Origin of the sequence: Adlercreutzia sp. ZJ141, assembly GCF_011038965.1 — a bacterium.
Taxonomy (GTDB): domain Bacteria; phylum Actinomycetota; class Coriobacteriia; order Coriobacteriales; family Eggerthellaceae; genus ZJ141.
In genome coordinates this window covers 121,700-141,953 of the sequence record NZ_JAAKEB010000001.1, presented here as the reverse complement: position 1 = coordinate 141,953, position 20,254 = coordinate 121,700, and the positions used below count along the sequence as shown (strand labels likewise).

The window sequence follows — 20,254 nt, the reverse complement described above, 5'->3', positions numbered from 1 at the left end:
GATGTGCCTCCCGCCCGCGCTAGTCGCGCAGTTCGGTGCCGGTAATCTCGAGGAATACGTCGTTTAACGTGGGCGGCTCGGCATAGATGCGCCCGAACGCCACGTCCGCCTCCTTAAGTACGGCAAGAACGTCGGCCAGGTTGTGTGCACCCACTGCACAATCGACTTCCAGCACGTCGCCTTCGATGTTGGCGCGCAGCGTGTGCGGCAACCTGCGGATACGTGCCATAAACGCCGGTTCCATTTCGGCGGGCGAATCTGCACCAACGTCCGCACCACCCCGCACAAGCGGCGCTACGAAAGCGGGAGCACCGGTGTCGCCCACCAGTTGGATACGCAACTTCTCACCCGTGCCAATCATGGCCTTCAGCTCGGCATTCGTGCCGTTTGCCACACCGCGTCCCTTGTCCATGATCATAATACGCGAGCAGATTTCCTCCACCTCTTCCATATAATGGCTGGTATAGATGATGGTGGAACCTTCCGAGTTCAGCCGCAGAATGCCCTCCAAAATAGCGTTTCGACTCTGCGGATCAACCGCCACCGTAGGCTCGTCTAAGATGATGAGCTCCGGTTTGTGCGCGATGCCGCACGCAATGTTCAGGCGTCGTGCTAAGCCACCCGAAAGCTTCTTCGGCCGGAAGCGCTCATATCCCTCGAGTCCCACGAACGAAATGGCCTCATCCACCAGCTCGCGACGACGGTGTTTGTCGGATACGTACAGCGCACAGAAGTAGTCGATATTTTCGCGCACGGTAAGTTCTTCAAACACTGCCAAATTCTGCGGCACCACACCTATCCGGCGCTTGATGTCGTAACGCGTTGGCGCCATGGCCTCGCCAAACAACCGAACCGCACCCTTGTCGTAGGTGAGCAGCTGCAATATGCAGTTGATAGCGGTGGTTTTGCCGCTGCCGTTCGGGCCTAAAAGCCCGAATACTTCGCCGCGACGTATCGACAGGTTGAAATGGTCGAGCGCAATGGTTTCCTTGTAGCGCTTCACCAAGCTCGACACTTCAACGACAACGTCGTTTGGCGTACGCTGCGCGGTTTCGCCCATACGAGTCCCCCTTCTGTACACATGCGCACCCTGCGCACACTTCCTTCGTTTTTTTCAGTATCCGCATCGGGTGCTTATCGCGGAAGTGACTTTTGTCACGAGTTTCCCATCCTCGCTCATGAGGTGCCGATTGCCGCCGCGTGCAGCGGTGTCTTGCCGTATGATGTTTGCATGGAACGCGTGCTCGACAAGCTTATTGTGTTTTTGGGGTGTTGCCTTGCGCTCGGCTTTGTTGCGCCCCCATCGCTTACGGTTGTCGGCTTGCTTGCAGCCGTCATTGCATCGTCGCTGCTTGAAGTACTGCCGAAAAAAACGAGGTACGCCGCAGCCATCGCCTACCTCGCCCTGGCGCTCGTGGTGGTTCCTTGCGCGCTGTTCGTGCCCCTGATTGCCTATGATTGCCTTCCTCACGGACTCAGTAAACGCGGTGAGCATTGCCACACGCCAGCAAAGCCAGATGCAGTGAGGGGTTTACGCGCCATGCAGCTTCTGTGTGCTGTAGCTTTTGTGGGTGTCGCAGTGCGCCTGTCGCTTGCCGTGTGTGCCATAATCGCGGTTGTCATGGCCGTATCTCTCTTGCTCGCCTGGCGCACGAGCCGCCTATTACTTCAGCACGACGAACAACGCACCGCACGCGATGAGCTGCGTGAACGTTCGCTTTCCCTGGAAGCGCGCAACCGCGACCTACTTGACCGGCAAGACTACGAGGTGCGCGTGGCTACCCTTACCGAACGTGGGCGTATTGCGCGCGACATCCACGACAACGTAGGGCACCTGCTTACCCGGGCAGTGCTGCAAACGCAAGCCCTCCAGGTAACGCACGCCAAAGACGAACAGTTGCAGGCGCAGCTCGCCCCTATCGCAGCAACCGTGAGCGAGGCGCTCGACGCCGTGCGCAAAAGCGTACATGCACTACACGACGACGCCTTCGACCTGCGCTCGCAGCTTGAGCGATTGGTTGAGCAAAGCGAGCTGGAAAATGTTAGCTTGCGCTACGAGATCGACAACGCACCAAACGCGGTGGCGTATTGCTTTGCCGCCGTAACGCGGGAAGCACTGGCTAACGTGGCACGACACAGCAACGCGACACGCGTGCAGGTTCGAGTAGCTGAGTATCCGGCGCTTTGGAACCTCACCGTCACCGACAACGGCAGTGACGAAGAAGGCTCCGCGCGCACTACCACCTCTGCGGGAATCGGCTTGCGTACCATGGAAGAGCGTGTCGGCGCGCTTGGCGGCACCTTCCGCGCAGGGTTTGACCGGAACAAACACGGATTTGTCGTGTTCGCTTCCATTCCGAAAGAACGCGTTTCATCCTCAAACGAAAGGCGCACCGTATGAAAGTCATAATTGTTGATGACGATCCGTTCATCACCGAATCGCTCAGCACCATCTTAAATGCGGAAAACGACATTGACGTAATAGAGCGCGCCCATGGCGGCGCACAGGCGATCGAGCGCTTCGCCGCACTTACGCCCGACGTGCTGCTCATGGACATTCAGATGCCTGGAACCGATGGCCTGGCCGCCGCCGAAGCTATCCTGCGTGAGCAGCCGTGCGCGCGCATCGTGTTTTTGACCACGTTTTCCGACGACGAGTACATTGTGCGAGCACTGCAGTTAGGCGCGCGCGGCTACCTGATTAAGCAGGACGCCGCTAAGATAGCGCCAGCGCTTCGCAGTGTTATGGCTGGCCAAAGCGTGCTGGCAGGAGACGTAGTTGAGCGGGCAAGCACCCTTTTGCGTCGTACGCCGACGTCCTTTTCGCATCCCAATCTCACCGAGCGGGAATGCGCCATTGTGGAAAAGATCGCCGAGGGGCTTGATAACCGACAGATCGCCACTGCCCTCTATTTGGGAGAAGGAACCGTACGCAATCACATTAGCGTCATCTTGCAGAAGCTCACGCTGAAGAACCGCACACAGATCGCAATCTTCTACTTCCAACATCAGTAACACGGAGCGCCAGCCAACGTTGCCAACCTTGACACACATACAGGCGACGTTGCCGCCCCATCTACGTACCGTCTACACAGATGGGGCGGCTTTAAGCAGCGCTAACAGCCCGGCTCAACCCCATGATCGAGGGGGCCACTTCCCCGCCCTAAATCGAGCTGCGCCTCAAGGGCACGTGTCAGGTATGCCTTTGCCGCACGAACGGCGTCTTCTATACTGAGCCCCTTCGCTAACCCGCATGCGATAGCCGATGACAGCGTGCATCCAGTGCCGTGCGTATTGGGATTATCCACACGCGCGGCGCGAAGCCACACACCCGACCCATCGGGTAAAAGCAGATAATCGCTCGCCGTGGCGCTACTGCCATGACCGCCTTTCACCAGCACGGCTCCCGGCGTAAGGCTTGCAATAGCAACAGCAGCACGCTCCATGTCGGCTTCACTCTCAACGGGAAAGCCAGCAAGTGCGCATGCTTCGGGAATGTTGGGTGTGACTACTGCGGCAAGTGGGAACAGCTTATCGACTAACGTCGCAACCGCCCCGCCTTCGGCAAGCGCACTGCCGCTCGTAGCTACCATCACCGGATCAACCACGATGTTTCGAGCCCCGTTCCGAGAAAGCGCGCGAGCGATGGTAGCCGCAATGTCGCCCGATGACACCATGCCAACCTTCACCGCATCGGGTCGAATGTCGTCAAACACCACGTCGATCTGCTGCTCCACGAACGCCGGCGGTACATTCTCCACCCCAAACACGCCTGTGGTATTCTGCGCGGTAAGTGCGGTGATGGCCGTCTCGGCGAACAGCCGGTGTGCCTCGATGGTCTTAATGTCGGCCTGAATCCCCGCGCCCCCGCTTGAATCCGACCCCGCAATGCTCAAAACGGCCTTCATGCCCGCACCTTCGCTTTCGCTTTCCTGCTTTCTCGCCATTCCGCTTTCCAGCGCGGCAATCCTGTGTCGCACCTACGCACGACCGATAAGCGCACACGCTTCCTCGGTGTTAATCACCGCTGCCGCGTAGCACGCCTTCATATACTCGAGACCTTCCTCTTGGTTGCCCACCAAGAAAGTTGCCGTCGCGTCAGACACCACCACAACGTCGAAGTTGTTGAAGTAGGCATCAGCCACCGTGTGCCGCACGCAGATGTTGGTGTCCATGCCACAGCAAATGAGCGCTCGCACGCCCAGCTCATCGAGCAGCAGACGAAGCCCTGTTTGGAAGAATGCGCTGTAGCGGCGCTTCTCCACTGTGAAGTCGCTCTTTTGTGGATTGAGCAGCGGACTCGTTTGTGCTTCGGGCGTATTGGCAATGCCATGCGGCCCCCACAGCTCAAGCTCACGGTCGAGCCCGGGAAGGTGAGCGTCGTTCGTAAAGATTACGGGCATGCCCTGCTCGCGCGCTACCTCACACAAACGCGCCGTGTTCTGGATGGCGGGCAGCAGCACACCTTCCAACGGCGTTTCGCGCGGATCGCCCAGCTCGTCAATGACCAGCAGCGCGCAGTCGCTCGCGCGCAATCCATCAACGTCAACAAGCGCGGTATTCTTCTCGTCTCCTAGCATGGTTCCTCCAAATTCTTCTGATTCCCAAACGCGAGCAGCTTATCGAATGGTCTTTCCGTCCGTTTCGCGCACGTCGTTTCGCACACTTCGTTTCGCGCGATTCGTCAGGCTTTTCGTCAGCGCTCTTCGCAAGCTCACCTCGTCAGCGTTCTTCACCTAAGTCGATGACAAGGCCATCCATGATCTGATTCACCGTTCGCATGGCGCACATCTTACCGCACATGGTGCACGTTCCCTCCGTGGAAGGCGGTGCACTTTCGAAATAGCGACGCGCTTTCGCGGGATCGAGCGCGAGGGTGAACATGTCGTCCCAGTCAACACGGCGGCGGGCATCGCTCATGCGGTTGTCGCGATCGCGCGCTCCCGGCACGCGGCGTACCATGTCGGCAGCGTGTGCGGCTATCTTGGTTGCTACCAGCCCCTCGCGCACGTCGTCGGCGTCGGGCAGGCGCAAATGCTCCGCTGGCGTTACGTAGCATAGAAAGTCCGCACCACTCGAAGCGGCAATTGCCCCGCCAATGGCGGCGGTGATGTGATCATAGCCCGGCGCGATATCGGTCACCAAAGGTCCCAACACATAGAAGGGCGCGTTATGGCACAGCCGCTTTTCCAGCTTCATATTGGCCGCAATTTCATCGAGCGCCATATGCCCCGGTCCTTCCACCATCACCTGTACGCCAGCGTCCCACGCGCGCCGCGTAAGCTTGCCAATTTCAATGAGCTCGGCAATCTGCGCCGCATCGGTGGCGTCATACGTTGAACCGGGGCGCATGGCATCGCCAATGGAAATGGTCACGTCATGATCGTGCAGGATTTCAAGCACCTCGTCGTAGTGTTCGTAGAAGGGGTTCTCGTTGCCGGTGGCTTCCATCCATGCAAAGATAAGCGAGCCGCCACGACTCACAATGTTGGTAAGGCGCCCCGTTTCCTTGAAGCTGTCGATAACACGACGGTTCATACCCGCATGAATGGTAACGAAATCAACGCCGTCTTCCGCATGCGCACGCACCACACGCAGAAAGTCGTCCGCTGTAATGTCCACGAGCGCCTTATCTAAGTGCCCGATAGCATCGTACATGGGCACGGTGCCAATCATGGCAGGGCTTTTTTCGATGAGTGCCGTGCGAAAAGCGCGTGTTTTGCCGGAATTCGACAGATCCATAATGGCCTCGGCACCAAGTTCGAGCGCTACGTCGACCTTTTTCCATTCTTCGGCTTCGTCAGCAACATCGCCCGAAATGCCCAGGTTCACATTCACCTTCGTGCGCAGCCCCGCGCCGTCTGCGCACGTGCCCACACCCTCGGGCGAAAGCGACGTATGATGGATATTCGCGGGGATAGCGATGCGTCCCGAAGCAACGCCTGCGCGGATTGTTTCGGGGTCGCGATGCTCCTTTTCCGCTACGATGTGCATAGCTGGCGTGATAACACCAGCGCGGGCGAAGTCGATCTGCGTGACAGGTTCGGGTGCAGTGCGTTTGAATGTGGCGAATTCCGGCGCAGTGGGTTCGGAGGCAGCAGAATCAGGTGTAGTGGGTTCGGAGGCAATAGATTCGAGCGCAGTGAGTTCGGACGTGACGGATTGAGCTACGGTGGTTTCGGGCGCAATGGCGCATGCCTGCTTACTTGGCATGATGGTTCTCCCTTCGTTGGCATTACCCGCATCAGGTTCTTCGGGTCGAGGCGACAGGTATACACCGCGCGCCTCCTCTCAGCCCACCGCCTTCCGCACAGCAATGCTGCAGCGCAAACGACTGCCACAACGCAACGAAAGCGTGCGAGCTCCCCGGTGAGGTCATTGTACGGTACCGGGAAGCACAGACGGGCACATCCCGCAGAAAATCGGCACCGGGCGCACCCATATGCAACAAACGGCACCTGCCGGGGAATCCTCGTGTTTTGGTGTGACCCTCGTCACGCTCAGTAGTTCAACCCGAAAGCCCAAAGTGGGATAACGTTGCCGTGTCCGTACTCGATGTCGTCTTTTGCGATATAGCCGCGTTCAGCCGCTTTTATCTGGTCTTTCCCTTTGTTCTTGCCACCGATTTCGAACGTCATCCCGTCGATTTCGAAATCGGAGATGGTAGAGGCGGTCACCAGGTGGTTGACACGCATCTGGTTGTAGAAGAAAGTTTCTCGAACGGTGCCAATATTCTCGGTCTGTTCACTGAGATTCGCGAGAATGTTGGTGTTGTCTAGGTAGATCTTCTCGGTTTTGCCGAGGGCTCCAAGATTCGTGCGCTCAGTGCGTAGCTGCGCGATCATCCCCGCTTTCTCCATGTAAAGCAAGTAATCCTCCACGTTATTGCGGCTTGCGCCGATTCTGCTCGCGAGCTGCGACATGTTGGGTTTGAAAGGTGCTAACGTGCTGACAATAGCCATGAGTCGTTTGAGCTTGCGCCCAGTTGCAGTGGTCATGTTTGCGAATTGGGGGATATCAACTTCCAAGGTACGTGTGATAACTTGATCGAGCTCAACCTCGAAATCATGATCGGTTCCGAAGGGGTAGTAACCAAGGTACAGGTAGTCTTTGAAAAAAGGAATCGGATGATCGATTCCCTCGATACGGTAGTCATGGGCGAGAATCTGTTCGAGGCTGCGAACGGGAGTTTCGATGCCGTAGCGTATAGCCAGGTACTCGCGAAACGAAAGGCCCTGCATGAGGTATTTTGGCGCGCGACGGCTCAGGTCGGCCTCACCGCGTTCGATGTCGAGCACCGATGAGCCGGTGAAGTAAACGTGAAAATCAGGGAAGGTGTCATACATGGCCTTCAGCTCACGCGACCAGTTTTCGTACTTGTGAGCCTCGTCGATGTAGAGGAAACGTCCGCCGTTGTGGTAAAACGTTTCTGCCGTGTCGTAGAGCGTATGGTTGGCGAAATACATGTGATCTGCGGAAACGTACAGCGTTTCGTCAAGCGAGCGTTCGTTGGCAATGTGCTGGAGAAACAGCGTGGTTTTACCCACACCTCGCGGACCCACGAGTCCGAGCATCGGGTTTTCCCAGTTGATCTGCCCGTAACGGTAGCGTAGAAAGTCATTGGGCGTATGAGCAAGTTGGCGCTGCATGTATTCGTAAAGTCGTTCCATGGTAAGTCCTTCATGTGCACTATGAGAGTGCACATTTTAGCATATACTGCACTTACCTAGTGCAATATCTGGATTATCTGGACAGACATCTAGAAGATACAAACGGAGCTTATAGCGATATGATTTTCATGACTGTTACGCCGTCGATGCACGAGCCATATGACATTTGAAAGATGCGCAATCCCGTGTCAAACTCTTCCCTTATCGCTTTCCCATTGGGCAAAGATTTTCTCGATTTCTTGCGCTAGTCTTTCGAGTATAGCATCAGCTTCACGCTGATCGTCTGCATTGTCGCTTTTGCGCAGCTCAGTATAACGTAGAATTTCTTCTTCGCGTCGCCGACACTCTTCTTCATAACGCTGACGTTCTGTCCTTTCGATCTCTTTCAGTCTTTCGAGTTCCCGAGCGCTTTTTTCAGCTTGTCTTCTGTAGCGATCAATTTCCGCTTGGATTATCATCAACTCATATTCCCGAGCTGCCTTTATCATTTTATACATAATCGCTCCCCTTCCTACTATTATTCTTGAAACTAAACTTTAAACCCCTTGTAGTATGTAGACCTGCACTTTTCATATTCTGCACAGCATCAATCGCAACCTTGCAGACTGGAAGTTATGAGAGATAGCTGAGCATCAAAGATTGACATTAGATGATCCTTGTCACCGGGTTTTGTGTCATTTGGCATGATTCTCGTATAACACTTTGATAGCTGGAGGCCAGAAACTGTCAAGATAACCTCACTGTTTTAGAGAAGAACGGATGCGGTAACCACAAAACCTATGACAAGCTCTATCACACCGATAATCACATAGACAATATACGATATGCCTTTGGCACCCTTCGTGAGGTTGCTATTCCAAAGGCATCCGAAGATGATACCGCCAAAGAACAAGTTCATGAAAGAAATGAAGGCAGATGAGGCAGAGTATTGACTATCTGCCCTGAAGAGAGATGGGTAGAATGATGATGCATAACAAATGCTACAGGTGATCCATATAAACGAAGCTATAAGGTATAAGAGAAATCCGCCATAGGAAGTGGAAGATACGAGTTCGATTGATCTACCGAGTGCTAAGAATGCAAAAAAGCCACCGATGCTTGCTCCAACGCTTGTCTTCCAATTTGCAAGAACGCGCGATATCGCAGGAGTTGATGCTTTGCTAGAGGATATATTATGAGCAGCGGTTCCTGCTTCATCCGGTGTACTAATGGTAGGTACGCTAGTGGCAATGAGCGCTGTTCCGCACTGGGGACAGTTCTTTTCGTCCTCATGTATTACGGCTCCACAGGTAGTGCAGGTTTTTCCACTCATCTTTTCTCCTAAATGTGTAAGGTGCGGAGCTTGTCGTAGTACGCACTTCTTTCCTTTGACAAGGCGCTAAAACTTGATCCCCATTATTTCATTATCTCAGAGCAGATGGAGCAGTTTTGGAAACCCGTCTTTCAAAAAGGCAACACGCCACTTCAAGAGGGAGGGCTCGGAAAAAGAATCCGTACATCTTCCGATTGGTAGTCGGCAATCTCGTCGATAAAGGGGATCTCGTTTGTCGGAGCACTCAGCCACTAATGTCGCCACCGCATAGATCCTTATGATGCGTAGAATTGTTCAAGAATCTCGTTGAGGTATTGGATGGGATCCTGGTTGCCATGCTTTGACAACGCTGCTAGAAACAGCCTGTCGAAAGGTTTTCGTGGATGCAGGGGTGCCATGGCACACTCGTCGACCAAGATGAGGTTCGTTGTTTCATAGAAGCGAGTGAATAGGTCGGAATCGTTCGAGAATGCATTCTCAAGGCAGAAATGGAAGAACAGTACAGCAATGATGTTTCCACGCAGATAGCCCGTTTTTGCCATTCGCTCCACTGCATGACGCTCGGTTCTAATTGTACTGTCGTGAAGAATATCCCAATCTCTACCGTTTCGTTCAACCCATGCAGGGCGGCCGATGATACCCCATAAAAGCCTCTTCTTGTTGGGAAGAACGCACGTGTCTGTCATATCCAGATAACTTGTAGAGGGGAGGGTTAAGCCCGTCTTTCTGCGGTAGAGTTCCACCAGAGGAGTTATACCGGCTCCACCCTCATCGAAGTAAGTTCGATAGCAACGTGCAGCCGACAATCTTACCCCTGTGAACAAAGGTGCGCATTCGCTTAAATAGTCTCGCATCCAAGAAACAGCTTCTTTTTGGGATGCATAATTGCGCGCTGCGAAATCTCGTAAGCCGCAGTTGATGAGTTGCGTGCAACTAGTCGCATCATCTGATACAACAGGAAATGTGCTGTGTCTAGAGGACTCTTCCTGCAGAAGCTCCTTTGCAATCTGATAGACGTTATCCCTCAGTATGTCTTTAGCTCCCAAACACAAACCGTAAACGCACTGCTCCCTATCGCGGAAGTTGAACCAATCCTGGTACAGGCAATCAAAAACAAAATGCTCGGCCTCTAACAAGTTCAGATCCAGCGCAACACATAGCTTAAACGCGCTTTTTGGACTCAGAGTCACCTCTCCCTTCGGCTCAGAGATCCACTGACTCAGGTTCGCAGAGGATAGATCAAGCCCTTTGTGCTTACTTGCCGCTCGAAGAGCCCTCCTTATAGACTTTGGGTTGTCGGGAATGTCGAGCCGTTGCGCAATATACGATGACAAGCGTTCGTTGAACGGGATCATTTCGGCGGCAAGCTCTCGAGCGGCTGCTTTCGCGCTAATGAAAGAAGCTGATCGGTAATCCTCGAGTACGCCTTCCGTCAATGATCCGAACTGGTAAGGAAACGCAGCATCGGTTGCCATTCGTACATCATCCCTTCAGAGTGGCTGGCAGCAGTTCAATTCTCACGCTTGTGCCACGTCAACTACCCACATTCAACGAAGCAACGAAGCTACCTCATCGCTCATAAAGTATAGAATAGTAAGACAAACCTGAAAGCCTTCCCGACGGATGAATGGAGAAAACGAGTGGACCTCCCCATTGCGCAAGGCCAGCCCATCGCTAAGCCAAGCCGCATATCTCTCGATGCAAACAGCACGCAAGGGGCGACACTGCGATTCCCTTCCTTCACATGCGAGCAGGTAAAGACGCTCAGCGTAGATGGCGCAAGCGGAATCGTCTACGAGACAATATCACACGATCTCTACGGTACGGAAGTGGCCACACCGGCGCGGCTTATTGTCAAAGAGTGCTACCCGCTAGACACGAGCCCCTACCTGCAAAGGTTGGGTAAGTGCCTGCAGCTTACGCAGGATGCACCAACGTTCGCAAAACTTAGTTTCGAGCAGAACCTTGAGCGCTTCGACTGGGCAATAACTGTACACACCAGTCTCCACCAGGGAAAAGCCAAGGAGTTCGTCAGCACGCCCATTCACTATCTAAAAGAAAACAATACAGCATACCTTGTTAGTGACGCATCTGACGGTCTCACCCTCGACAGGGCCATCGGCAACATGTCGGGACCTGAACGGATTGCGATGTTGGCGTCCCTTTGCGATGCTGTCATAGCCATACACAGCTGTGGTTACTACTGCTTAGATCTCAAACCAACCAATATCATCACGTTTCAGGACACAGCCGGAAAACGAACAAAAGTGGTTCTTTTTGATTTCGACAGCACACTGGCGGAGAAAAAGGGATTCGGAGACGGAATGCCTGTATTGGGTACCAAGAATTGGTCGGGGTACGAGGTGTTTCGCCCAGAACGGCAAGGCATCGACATGCGAACCGATCTGTACTCGATCGGTGCCATCTTGTTCTGGATGGCCTACGGTCGACCCCCTACCGCCACCGAGGTCATCCACGCCTGCGGGTCATGGAATACCGACGAGGTGCTGAAAGACCCAACGTTTTCGTGCTTCGGTAGTCGCGCAAGAAAGAAAATAACTGAAATACTCGACAAAACCTTAGTTATCGACCCCGATAAAAGATACCCCACTGCAAAAGACCTCAAGCTAAACATCCAGACGTTGCTTGAGCTTGTCTCTCCCATTTCAGAAGCAGCAAAGCAAGAGCTCGGGAAGATAGAGGGCAGCGCAGCCGAGGCAATACGTAAGGCAGAAATAGAAGCACGCAGAAGCCGCCTCGTACGATGGTGTGCGATTCTGGTCGCAATCGTTGCCGTCTCTGTTGCGATTGCGACAGTTACCTTCTTTCAAAAAAGCACACTCGAACCTCTGGTCGGTCATTGGCAATCGATTGCGACATTCACCGCACCAGATGACGGTTCGGGCAATATAAGCGACAAAGACTCTTTCTTGATAGGCGACTCGACCCTTCTTACCATCAGAACAGATGGAACGGGTAGCGTTGCTACAGAGCAGACGGAAGTCTCTTTCTCGTGGAAGTATTCCATGGAGGTTGCTGACGAAGACGGTCACCTGACGCGAACGTACGTCGGAACAAACAACGGAACAGCCACTACAAAGCTTGTCGTATCCGACATCGACTACAAAACCATAGTTAAACTCGAGTCGGAAAAAACCGGCATGCTCGAGGCTCTTGAGGGCTACACGAAGTTATGTACCCTTTACACCAGCGACGGCACCACCATAACAGGTGTATATTTCGTCAGATAGGAACAAGATGGAAGACGTTGACACCTTTGAAGCAAAGCTAGAGGTAGCTAACAAGACGTTAGACGATAAACTCGCAGACAAGGTACACGCGAAAGACGGAAAGGGTACGGGTAGAACACGTATCGCAGCCACCGTGATCATCATGCTGGCAATAGTCGCCATAGCAGTTTTTGCATGGACGACCGGCGTATTCGGCGCGTTCTTTGACAAAGGTATTTCTCCCAGCGATCCCGTCATTGGGGAATGGACCTCATTCATGTCAACCGCACATGTTGATACGAAAAGCGTGCCCGCACCAGGTAATACTCTCAAAGAAATGACATTTAGCGCCAGTGAAGATGGAAGCTGTATACTTACCACAGAGACAGCCGAGCGAAAATACGAATGGTCACTCGTAGATAAAATCGACAGGGGAACGCTTGACCTTTATCTAAAATACGCACTGAAAGCATCCGGAATGCAAGTTGGTGAGTTTTACATCTACATGAACTCTGAAGCAGATCCCTGGACGCTATACCTCCACTTTAATGACGAAAGCTACGACATAGTTTTTGAGAAGCAATAGGTTCGGGCATTTTGCAATGCGCGATAGCCCGGCAGGTTCTCAGACGCCGAGAATACAGCAGGCTTTGAGCGTCATGTTGCTATTCTAGCTATGTTTCCCTTGCAGGGAATGAGTTTACTACACAAGGGCATTCTGAGGTCCTTAACCAAAACGCAGTGGGGTGGGGGTGTCATATTGGAAGTCTTAGGCATCAACTATTTGGTCTATAATGCTGTAAAACAGTGCGAGCATCGGAGGGTTGATGTCAACCCAGTCAAAGTCGAAAGCACCGTATGTCATTGGTGTAATCATCGCCATAGTAGTCATTAGCGCATTGGTACCGTACAAAGCGTGGGACTTTACGGTAAAGGATTATCGAATCACCGATGCAATGGAAAGGAATGAGTCCATCATGGGTAAAGTTTGGTTTTCTCCATAACCACCGGTATTAACCTTAGGTGCCAGTAGATATGTTGACTATAGCCTTCTATGTGTATCGAAAGCACACGATAAAGTACGTCAACAGTCAAGTAATAGAAGCATTCGTCATTCAATAACGTTATAAATCGTTCATTTGAAAACCGGTCCAATTCACTTTCCCGTCAGCGGTAACCGTACACCAGGCATGGTATTCATACGGCCCGTAAGTCCGTACCTCTTCGTAGTCGTTGCTGCCAAACTCGCCATTTGTGTAATAGTTAAAAGACCCGGTAAAAGTCACATTTCCGCCAATCACATACTTGTATTCCTTATCAAATATCGAGGTCTGATCCTTGACTGCATCCACAGTATGAGATTTGACGTGCACGTCAGAATAATACACTCCGTCTGCAATAGTATTAAAATGCAATTCGTCAGAAATAAACTTTCCGGGAGTCTTCCCCTCGAGAAGATATTGAGCGCTGTTTATTACATTATTCTCGTAAAGACTCTTATCTGCCGTGAAAGCACAGCCATAAAACCCTATAGCAACTAATATAGTTAAAAAGAGGAGCACAAAGCGTTTCAACTGTTACCCTTTCAGTGGGAGCTGGTTTGGATTCAAGCTTGCAATCGATTATTTTGAGACGTATTTATCACCATAGTTATACAGAATATCATTGGTTGGTGTCCACATAGTCTGAGCACTGCTTTTATTTCAGTCGGCAAAAATGAAGGCCTAGAACGTCCTTTGATTAGGGGACATGTGAAAATAGGTCAGCTAATCAGCTGCAGAAGTCGGGTGGGATTAAATTCGAACTTGTTGAAAGAGCGAAACTCGAAGACTCTTATGGTATTCGAAAACTATATCTTTGTCTGATATGGTCCCTTTGCTCGCAGCGCTTGTTCCGTTCGGTAAAGTAAAAAACAGACAATCGTTATCGCTGTTTTCGTTGCAACTTCTTAGGTTTCCGTTTCTGTCGGTTCAGGTTGCTTACAAATGATGACTTATGTGGAGCTTCACATAAGTCATCGAAGATAAACATGTTCTTCGCCAAAATATGACGGGTCTCGGTGCGACTCTTCTTGCAGCCAACCTTCCTCTTATGTTTGGGTATCCACACGATGAGATGTAATGCCGCTTCGTATGATCTAAACTCATATTGCTGTTTATCGTTTCCTCGCGCTTGCGCTTGCCACGGGAGCAGCTACGACCCTCAGCCACCCCTATGATAGAGTATGGGCTAGAATGTAACAACGATGACCTGGAAAACCAGCTATCTCATTATGGACAGAACCTGGGGTTTTCAACCATTAAGGCGATAGCATTATTAAAACGGAAACTGCGAGACATAATGATTACACCCGAGGATAAGAATTTAGAAGAGCTGCGATTGCTTCCCAAAAAGCACGGTGCGTACACCGTTGAAATGCTCGAAAGCCTCAAGGATATTGAACCCCTTTCCACAATAGATGCCCTTAATGAGTTGACGATGGAGATAGTGCCGTTCAACGAGCGGCTCACCAGCTTTGTTGCGCGGCGTTTTGGTATTGCAGATGACGTGAAAGGTGTCAAGAAGGCCTTGCGCGAGTCGGGGAAGGAAAAAGGGCTGGGTTTCTCCTCTGCGAACTTGAGCCAATGGATCACGAAGGAGAAATGGGAGGTATACGTTAGCCCCCGAAGCATCTTCAAGCTGTGTTTGGCAATGAACCTTAATCTCGCCGAATCCCAAAGGTTTTGTTTTGAGTGCCTCTATCAGAATTGGCTCAACTACAGAGTTGCGGAAGAGGCTATATACATCTTCTTTATCGGTTGCCAAAACATCTTCGGCAACGATGCGTACGCAAAAGCGATCGAAATGCTTGAGTGGTATAAACTCGAAGCAAGCTCAGCACTAAACCACCTCCAGGGTGGTTCGAAAGAAACGGAATCAGCGGCTGGCTTTACCCGCTTGCTTGGCGGGAGGATCAGGGGGCTTTCTGAATCAGATTTCGCAGACCAGAACCATGCGGCAGAGGCGTTTCGTGCCTTCCTGAAATCCAACCACAGGCTTTTCACCGGAATCCAACGCTCTGTGGTTGAGACATACGATCTCTTCTTCAAAGAAGGTGGCGTCGGAATTCGTTCGCTAGTCGAGATGTATAAGGAAAAATACAGCCTCACGCTCCCTGAGACAAGCTACCTCGACAACGCATACGTTCAAGAGGACTCGCAGAGGAAGCGTCTGCTTTGGGGGACGATGAACCGCAGAGCCTGGCTCGAGGAAAACGAGCGAGATTTGGATGTCTTACAAGATCGCGAGATTAGAACCGAGGAGCACGCAGTCGGGCGGATGCGAGAAAACGGAATTCCAAGGGGCAATATGGTGGCCCTGCTCTTCTTCCACTTCTGCTTCGAAAACGACGCCCAGATGGCCAACGGGGCTCTCAAGGAAACTCTTTTCGACTCTTTCTATCAGCAAACTAACATCATCCTTACCGATGAATGCGGCATGATGCCGTTGCATCCGAGAAAACCCCTGGACGGCCTTTTCCTTCGCAGCATTGCCGGGTCGGGTAACAGACATCCGATCGACTATCTCAATCAGATGCTCACCGAGTTCTACTCCATGTGAGCACCACCGCAACTAACCTAGTCATCGAGCTGCCTGGAAATCATACCTGCCATTGCGTTCTCATTAGCCTGCGCTAGTATTCTATTTAGTCCTTCAACCGCAGCGTCTATCTTTTCGACGTCAACGCCCTCGAGTACGAAAACCACGTTGTCTACCGCATCGTCGATTGCGACTAGATAACTGTCGGAGAAGTACTCGCCGAGGCTCTCCCTTGTTGACTCCGCTGCAGCAAGGAGTTGAGTGGCATGGGTGCAGCGCTCTAGTCCTTCAACCGCAGCGTCTATCTTTTCGGCGTCAGCACCCTCAAGCGCGGAGACTACGTTGTTTGTTGCATCGTCGAATGCGGCTAGATAGATGTCAGAGAGATACTTGCTGAGGTTCCCTCTTATTGATCCTGCTACGGCAAGGAGCTGAGTGGCATAGGTGCAGCGCACCGCATCGGCGCAGTAACGGAGCATCTCATCTACATCCTTTTCTGCAGTCGCATGCGAAAGAGAGGAAAGCACGCTTTTACAGATACGGGTGACTTTAGCCGGAACATGGTAGTATTCAGGCATATCGAGGGCCATATTGCAGACAAGCAGATGCAAAACAGAGTTTGCCATTTCGGTTGCCACTTCAAAAAGGTCTTCAGATTCGTCCGCACTCCGAGCTGACAGCACGTCTTTGATTTTCGCTGCGGTACTTGATAAGACAGCGCGAATATCGTCTTGGATGTCATATTCGAAATTGTCAGTAAGGGACGTAAGGATCTGATATACCGCATATCCCACCACAGCTGGGTTTCCGTCACTCAAGTCCGATTCTATTATATCAACGTCAGCCGGAGCGATCATGTCCGCAGCATCGCCGAACCCAGTGCCGACAGATTCCGCCTCGGATTCGCTTGTGTTTGGCGTAGAGTCAACCGCCCCTCTCGATGATTCCAACAGCGCTTTTACTTCCGAAATGCTGGTAGCCAGGTTTTCGAGTTCTGCTCTCATTGCCATATGATCTGTTGCGTGGGTGGGTCCTACTGGCAAAATAAGATCACCCAGAATTGAAAGATCGTCTATTAATGGTTTGGTTGTCGAATAACGGAGGGCTGGATCGACCGTTAACGTGCTGTTAAGGATATGTCGAACACATTGGAGAGCGCGTTCATCTGCCCTGATAAGTTCAGCGTTCGAACAATCCCTACCGCTAATCGGCCATTTACCATCAGCATGTATGACTTCATTAGATTTCGGAGGACGGCCGACCGCTATCCAGAACAACAACGCTCCAATGGAGTAGATGTCGCTCCGAGGACCTATCTTGTCGCGATACCCTTCGTGGGTCTGCTCGTGTGCCGACCAGCCGCCTGATCCAAATATCAGCGTATCGGCTTTAGATAAATCCGAGATCTTGGTTGCCGTATCGAAGTCAAACAATTTGATTTCACCCGTGTACAACCTGTTCGAACTCGCATCGGAGTTCTTCACGCAGAGGATGTTGTCAGGTTTCAGGTCGAGGTAAACGTAGCCAGCCTCGTGAATCGCGGTGATTGCCTCACACACACGAACGAGCGTCTTGATTTTGTCTTTCAGACTCATGCGCTCAAACGCAAATGTCATCGTATCGCCGTTGGACGCGTCGCTAACCAAGTATTGCGTCCCATTCAGCGAATATGACTTGTCGGGAACGACTATCTGCTCACGCGCGGAGCTTTGATATAGTGCGGCGTGACTCGAAAAAGCGTCTTTGTACTGCTTGAGAAACCTATTAAAGTAGAGCACGTCGTCCTCATCTGCTTCGGGCGACAAAGACAGAACGCCCTTCTCCCGTCTCAGTCTATCGGCAATCTTAACGGGATAGCATTCTTTCACTATCAGCCTAGCCGATGGCATGCCCTCGGAATGGTAGAAGTCTTTTGATACTGCTTCGTAAACGATTCCACTTGCACCGTCTTCGCTCAAGACCTTGACGTTCGTGCAGGAGAAATCCTCAAACGCCAAGGTTACGCAACCTTCAGCCGAGGCCGACCCCTCCAGGGGAACTCTCGGAATCTTTTCATACTGATACATGCGACTTCCCATTGTCGATTCCACCTCTCTATATAGTATTCCAGTTAGGAAGCCCTCGCTAGATGTATGAGCGAGGATTGTGTTCCTTGCAATCTGGCGCGAAGTGTCCGTATTCTCAAGCATCCCGCAACGTCCTTTACCTGCTCTTGTGCATGTAGAAGTTGCCCGTTGAGGAGCTCTGAGACTTGGTGTAGCCGCCGAAGCTCTGACCAACGTGCTGGTGAGCCCGGACCGGTGATACATAACTGCCCGTGCGGCTGTTGATGAACCCGCCGCCGGAGTATCCAGAGCGCCCAGAGGAGCGCCCGTATGAAGAGCGACCACCGAAAGAACCTTTTCCGTAACCCATGATTAATCCCTTCTCTTCTGCGGCCCCATCTTCCAGAGCCGTCTTTGCTGTGACTACATAGTCTCAAAGGGCACGGGTGTTTTTGGAAACCCCACTTTCGTTTTTTACGCAGTTTCGAGAGAAGGCTGCTTGATGGAGTGAAATTGCGGAGCGATTTCTGAGAGTCGTTGACTGAGACATTTTCTGATGGACACTACGGTAACCAGCACGTCGCTGAGGGCTATCTCTTCAACGGCCTCGGCCTTTCTCTCGATGACCTAAGAGACGCTCCTTGCGTCTCTGTGATCGATTCTAGGAAAAAAGCCCGGAGATACCGGGCTAGGAAAGTACATCGGTGTGCACCGATGGATTATGGAACGGCGCACCGATGCGCCGTGGAATCATGCACCGATTGGCGCGTAATATTCATTCGATAAGTACCTTTGTGAGTGAGTTCATAAGATCGTCTGCGTCTTCTGCGTTGCAGGGGTAGAGAAAGAACATCACGTTCTGATCGTGCTTAACATCCGCATAGATATCGTAGCTTCCTCGACCCTCGATATCGGCGACCATGGCTTTGCCCATATCCTCCGCATAGAGCACATGAGCCTCGTTGTAGTTGGTCAAGCCTTTTTCCTTGTTTGCCGCCCCATACGTGATGGCTGCATAACATCCGGGATAGTGCAGAAACCTTTGTAAGGCAATGTCGAGATCGGTGTCGTTTGATTGAGAAAGATCAGTGGCTGACACCTTGACGGGCGCACGCTCAAGAAGCTGCTGTAGTGCCTCGGCCTGCGAGAGCTTTTTCTTGCGTTTGTCTGCTGCTCGCTTGACGACTTCATATGCTTTCCCTTTTGCGGATGAAGCCACGCGAACGACGTTTCTCTTTGCCATACCAGCAGCATTCGCAGCGGCGTGTCCCGCCTGTCCGGCGATTTGTCCGGCTTTATGGGCGGCATCGGGGGCGGCCTGCTTTGCCTTGTCGAACGCGGGCTTCGCAACAACCGCAACAGCCGGTGCGGCCTTCGCTGCTTTCTTCGCAACCGGTTTCGCTGCCTTGATCGCGTGAGCGACCGCGTGCGCTTTGCTGCCGGGAAGCTTATCCACAACGGCTTCAACTACAACGAACGCCGCATCAACAGCCTGTGCATAATCGTTTCCTGCCATATTAGTCCCCTTTCCCGTTGTGCGATGCGAGTGGTATATTGCGACGGCTTTTCTCGGAACTTGTCATTTTATACAGGATGTTCATGCTTTTGTAAGAGGGGGGATATGTTGACGGGTGTTCTCTTTGTCGCTTGTGCATAGCATATCCCTTGGCACGTTTTAATACAGCTACATCCGTAAAGCGGAAAGAGGCGTGATGATCACGATTGTGCCTACTTCTACCGATACCGAAGCTGGACGTCCCAAAAACTCGTTCGATAACCCAAGTGACGTGCGGTTCGAAAGTGTTATGCCGTCAAGTTCCCACTTAAGCCCTTGCTCCACCACGCCACGCGCCGCATCGCTCATCGAAAACACTGACACCACACCCCCCACTGGTTCACCGGCAAGCGAAATCTCGCCGGGGCCGGCAAGCAGCTGTACAGCAACGTCATCACCAATAGCGCGCACGCGCGCACCCCGTTCGGCAGCGCGCGCGAACACCTGCAAGTTCGCAAGCGTGTGATCGAGCCTGCGCCCGAGCCCCCCGTATACCGAAATATCATCGAAGCCAGCCGCAAGTGCACTCTCGAATGCAAGCTCCATATCGCTTGCATCTTTCAACATAGGATGGCGCTCTACCGGCAGCCCTTCGGGAACGTAGTTCAGCGAGTCGAAATCACCAACGGCAACGTCAGCATCAAAGCCCGCACGTGTAAGGTGTGCAAGCCCCCCATCAACTGCAAACACCGCATCGAAGCCGTTCGCAGCAATGCACGCACGAAAGTGCGCCTCATTGAAATCACTTGCCCCCACCAACGCACACGATGCCATACGTCAACCTCTTTCCCCGTCTAAGCACCCGTTCGCACATGCTTTTCGCGTTTGCTTTCGCATACTACGAAAACAAACACTCGATTCTT

The 20,254-nt window shown here is 52.4% G+C and carries 18 protein-coding genes; 5 read left to right on the top strand and 13 right to left on the bottom strand.

What is annotated here, in order from left to right:
- Nucleotides 1-19 precede the first annotated feature (19 nt).
- On the bottom strand, nucleotides 20-1,060 hold the full coding sequence (locus tag G7Y44_RS00620) for an ABC transporter ATP-binding protein (RefSeq protein ID WP_165246705.1): 1,041 nt from the start codon (nucleotides 1,058-1,060) through the stop codon (nucleotides 20-22).
- 171 nt (nucleotides 1,061-1,231) lie between these two features.
- Here G7Y44_RS00620 and G7Y44_RS00615 point away from each other — a divergent pair, with 171 nt between their 5' ends.
- Both G7Y44_RS00615 and G7Y44_RS00610 read left to right on the top strand, forming a co-directional pair.
- Entirely contained in the window at nucleotides 1,232-2,401 is a 1,170-nt protein-coding gene (locus G7Y44_RS00615) for a sensor histidine kinase (RefSeq protein WP_165246704.1), read from the top strand.
- Nucleotides 2,398-3,015, top strand: a complete 618-nt coding sequence (locus G7Y44_RS00610) for a response regulator (RefSeq protein ID WP_165246703.1) — start codon at nucleotides 2,398-2,400, stop codon at nucleotides 3,013-3,015. The genes G7Y44_RS00615 and G7Y44_RS00610 overlap by 4 nt, the downstream gene beginning before the upstream one ends.
- 101 nt (nucleotides 3,016-3,116) lie before the next feature.
- On the opposite strand, the gene thiD is transcribed toward G7Y44_RS00610, so the two are convergent.
- From thiD to G7Y44_RS00575, 7 genes are all read right to left on the bottom strand, one after another.
- A complete protein-coding gene (gene thiD / locus G7Y44_RS00605; protein WP_165246912.1) occupies nucleotides 3,117-3,908 on the bottom strand; it encodes a bifunctional hydroxymethylpyrimidine kinase/phosphomethylpyrimidine kinase in 792 nt (263 codons plus the stop codon).
- Between the two features lie 72 nt (nucleotides 3,909-3,980).
- Complete coding sequence (locus G7Y44_RS00600; protein ID WP_165045293.1) at nucleotides 3,981-4,580, bottom strand: cysteine hydrolase family protein; 600 nt, start codon at nucleotides 4,578-4,580, stop codon at nucleotides 3,981-3,983.
- A gap of 142 nt (nucleotides 4,581-4,722) precedes the next feature.
- Nucleotides 4,723-6,213, bottom strand: a complete 1,491-nt coding sequence (gene thiC / locus G7Y44_RS00595; RefSeq protein WP_165246702.1) for a phosphomethylpyrimidine synthase ThiC — start codon at nucleotides 6,211-6,213, stop codon at nucleotides 4,723-4,725.
- A 287-nt stretch (nucleotides 6,214-6,500) separates the two neighbouring features.
- A complete protein-coding gene (locus G7Y44_RS00590) occupies nucleotides 6,501-7,670 on the bottom strand; it encodes an ATP-binding protein (RefSeq protein WP_165246701.1) in 1,170 nt (389 codons plus the stop codon).
- Nucleotides 7,671-7,858: 188 nt separating this feature from the next.
- Nucleotides 7,859-8,167: a hypothetical protein gene (locus G7Y44_RS00585; RefSeq protein WP_165246700.1), complete on the bottom strand. Its 309-nt coding sequence runs from the start codon at nucleotides 8,165-8,167 to the stop codon at nucleotides 7,859-7,861.
- A gap of 248 nt (nucleotides 8,168-8,415) precedes the next feature.
- Nucleotides 8,416-8,982: a hypothetical protein gene (locus G7Y44_RS00580; protein WP_165246699.1), complete on the bottom strand. Its 567-nt coding sequence runs from the start codon at nucleotides 8,980-8,982 to the stop codon at nucleotides 8,416-8,418.
- 275 nt (nucleotides 8,983-9,257) lie between these two features.
- Nucleotides 9,258-10,457, bottom strand: coding sequence for a hypothetical protein (locus G7Y44_RS00575; protein WP_165246698.1), 1,200 nt, complete (start codon nucleotides 10,455-10,457; stop codon nucleotides 9,258-9,260).
- A gap of 165 nt (nucleotides 10,458-10,622) precedes the next feature.
- Between G7Y44_RS00575 and G7Y44_RS00570 the strand changes: the two genes are divergently transcribed.
- Both G7Y44_RS00570 and G7Y44_RS00565 read left to right on the top strand, forming a co-directional pair.
- The gene (locus G7Y44_RS00570; protein WP_165246697.1) at nucleotides 10,623-12,233 is read left to right on the top strand and encodes a protein kinase domain-containing protein; all 1,611 of its coding nucleotides are present in this window, start codon (nucleotides 10,623-10,625) and stop codon (nucleotides 12,231-12,233) included.
- 7 nt (nucleotides 12,234-12,240) lie between these two features.
- A complete protein-coding gene (locus G7Y44_RS00565; RefSeq protein WP_165246696.1) occupies nucleotides 12,241-12,798 on the top strand; it encodes a hypothetical protein in 558 nt (185 codons plus the stop codon).
- Nucleotides 12,799-13,336: 538 nt separating this feature from the next.
- Here G7Y44_RS00565 and G7Y44_RS00560 read toward each other — a convergent pair.
- Nucleotides 13,337-13,786 carry a hypothetical protein gene (locus G7Y44_RS00560; protein ID WP_165246695.1) on the bottom strand — a complete coding sequence of 150 codons (450 nt, stop codon included), beginning with the start codon at nucleotides 13,784-13,786 and terminating at the stop codon, nucleotides 13,337-13,339.
- Nucleotides 13,787-14,426: 640 nt separating this feature from the next.
- On the opposite strand from G7Y44_RS00560, the gene G7Y44_RS00555 reads away from it, so the two are divergent.
- On the top strand, nucleotides 14,427-15,812 hold the full coding sequence (locus G7Y44_RS00555; protein ID WP_165246694.1) for a hypothetical protein: 1,386 nt from the start codon (nucleotides 14,427-14,429) through the stop codon (nucleotides 15,810-15,812).
- 17 nt (nucleotides 15,813-15,829) lie between these two features.
- On the opposite strand, the gene G7Y44_RS00550 is transcribed toward G7Y44_RS00555, so the two are convergent.
- From G7Y44_RS00550 to G7Y44_RS00535, 4 genes are all read right to left on the bottom strand, one after another.
- Nucleotides 15,830-17,869, bottom strand: coding sequence for a protein kinase domain-containing protein (locus G7Y44_RS00550; RefSeq protein ID WP_165246693.1), 2,040 nt, complete (start codon nucleotides 17,867-17,869; stop codon nucleotides 15,830-15,832).
- 124 nt (nucleotides 17,870-17,993) lie between these two features.
- Nucleotides 17,994-18,206: a hypothetical protein gene (locus G7Y44_RS00545; protein WP_165246692.1), complete on the bottom strand. Its 213-nt coding sequence runs from the start codon at nucleotides 18,204-18,206 to the stop codon at nucleotides 17,994-17,996.
- A 405-nt stretch (nucleotides 18,207-18,611) separates the two neighbouring features.
- On the bottom strand, nucleotides 18,612-19,352 hold the full coding sequence (locus G7Y44_RS00540) for a hypothetical protein (RefSeq protein WP_165246690.1): 741 nt from the start codon (nucleotides 19,350-19,352) through the stop codon (nucleotides 18,612-18,614).
- A gap of 168 nt (nucleotides 19,353-19,520) precedes the next feature.
- Nucleotides 19,521-20,165: a thiamine diphosphokinase gene (locus G7Y44_RS00535; protein WP_165246688.1), complete on the bottom strand. Its 645-nt coding sequence runs from the start codon at nucleotides 20,163-20,165 to the stop codon at nucleotides 19,521-19,523.
- Between the last annotated feature and the right edge of the window lie 89 nt (nucleotides 20,166-20,254).

Coding starts and splice junctions, on each gene's coding strand:
- G7Y44_RS00545 (WP_165246692.1), bottom strand. CDS start 18,206: ATGGGTTACGGAAAAGGTTCTTTCGGTGGTCGCTCTTCATACGGGCGC.
- G7Y44_RS00580 (WP_165246699.1), bottom strand. CDS start 8,982: ATGAGTGGAAAAACCTGCACTACCTGTGGAGCCGTAATACATGAGGAC.
- G7Y44_RS00550 (WP_165246693.1), bottom strand. CDS start 17,869: ATGGGAAGTCGCATGTATCAGTATGAAAAGATTCCGAGAGTTCCCCTG.
- G7Y44_RS00540 (WP_165246690.1), bottom strand. CDS start 19,352: ATGGCAGGAAACGATTATGCACAGGCTGTTGATGCGGCGTTCGTTGTA.
- G7Y44_RS00590 (WP_165246701.1), bottom strand. CDS start 7,670: ATGGAACGACTTTACGAATACATGCAGCGCCAACTTGCTCATACGCCC.
- G7Y44_RS00575 (WP_165246698.1), bottom strand. CDS start 10,457: ATGGCAACCGATGCTGCGTTTCCTTACCAGTTCGGATCATTGACGGAA.
- G7Y44_RS00620 (WP_165246705.1), bottom strand. CDS start 1,060: ATGGGCGAAACCGCGCAGCGTACGCCAAACGACGTTGTCGTTGAAGTG.
- G7Y44_RS00555 (WP_165246694.1), top strand. CDS start 14,427: ATGATAGAGTATGGGCTAGAATGTAACAACGATGACCTGGAAAACCAG.
- G7Y44_RS00615 (WP_165246704.1), top strand. CDS start 1,232: ATGGAACGCGTGCTCGACAAGCTTATTGTGTTTTTGGGGTGTTGCCTT.
- G7Y44_RS00585 (WP_165246700.1), bottom strand. CDS start 8,167: ATGTATAAAATGATAAAGGCAGCTCGGGAATATGAGTTGATGATAATC.
- G7Y44_RS00565 (WP_165246696.1), top strand. CDS start 12,241: ATGGAAGACGTTGACACCTTTGAAGCAAAGCTAGAGGTAGCTAACAAG.
- G7Y44_RS00610 (WP_165246703.1), top strand. CDS start 2,398: ATGAAAGTCATAATTGTTGATGACGATCCGTTCATCACCGAATCGCTC.
- G7Y44_RS00600 (WP_165045293.1), bottom strand. CDS start 4,580: ATGCTAGGAGACGAGAAGAATACCGCGCTTGTTGACGTTGATGGATTG.
- G7Y44_RS00535 (WP_165246688.1), bottom strand. CDS start 20,165: ATGGCATCGTGTGCGTTGGTGGGGGCAAGTGATTTCAATGAGGCGCAC.
- thiD (WP_165246912.1), bottom strand. CDS start 3,908: ATGAAGGCCGTTTTGAGCATTGCGGGGTCGGATTCAAGCGGGGGCGCG.
- thiC (WP_165246702.1), bottom strand. CDS start 6,213: ATGCCAAGTAAGCAGGCATGCGCCATTGCGCCCGAAACCACCGTAGCT.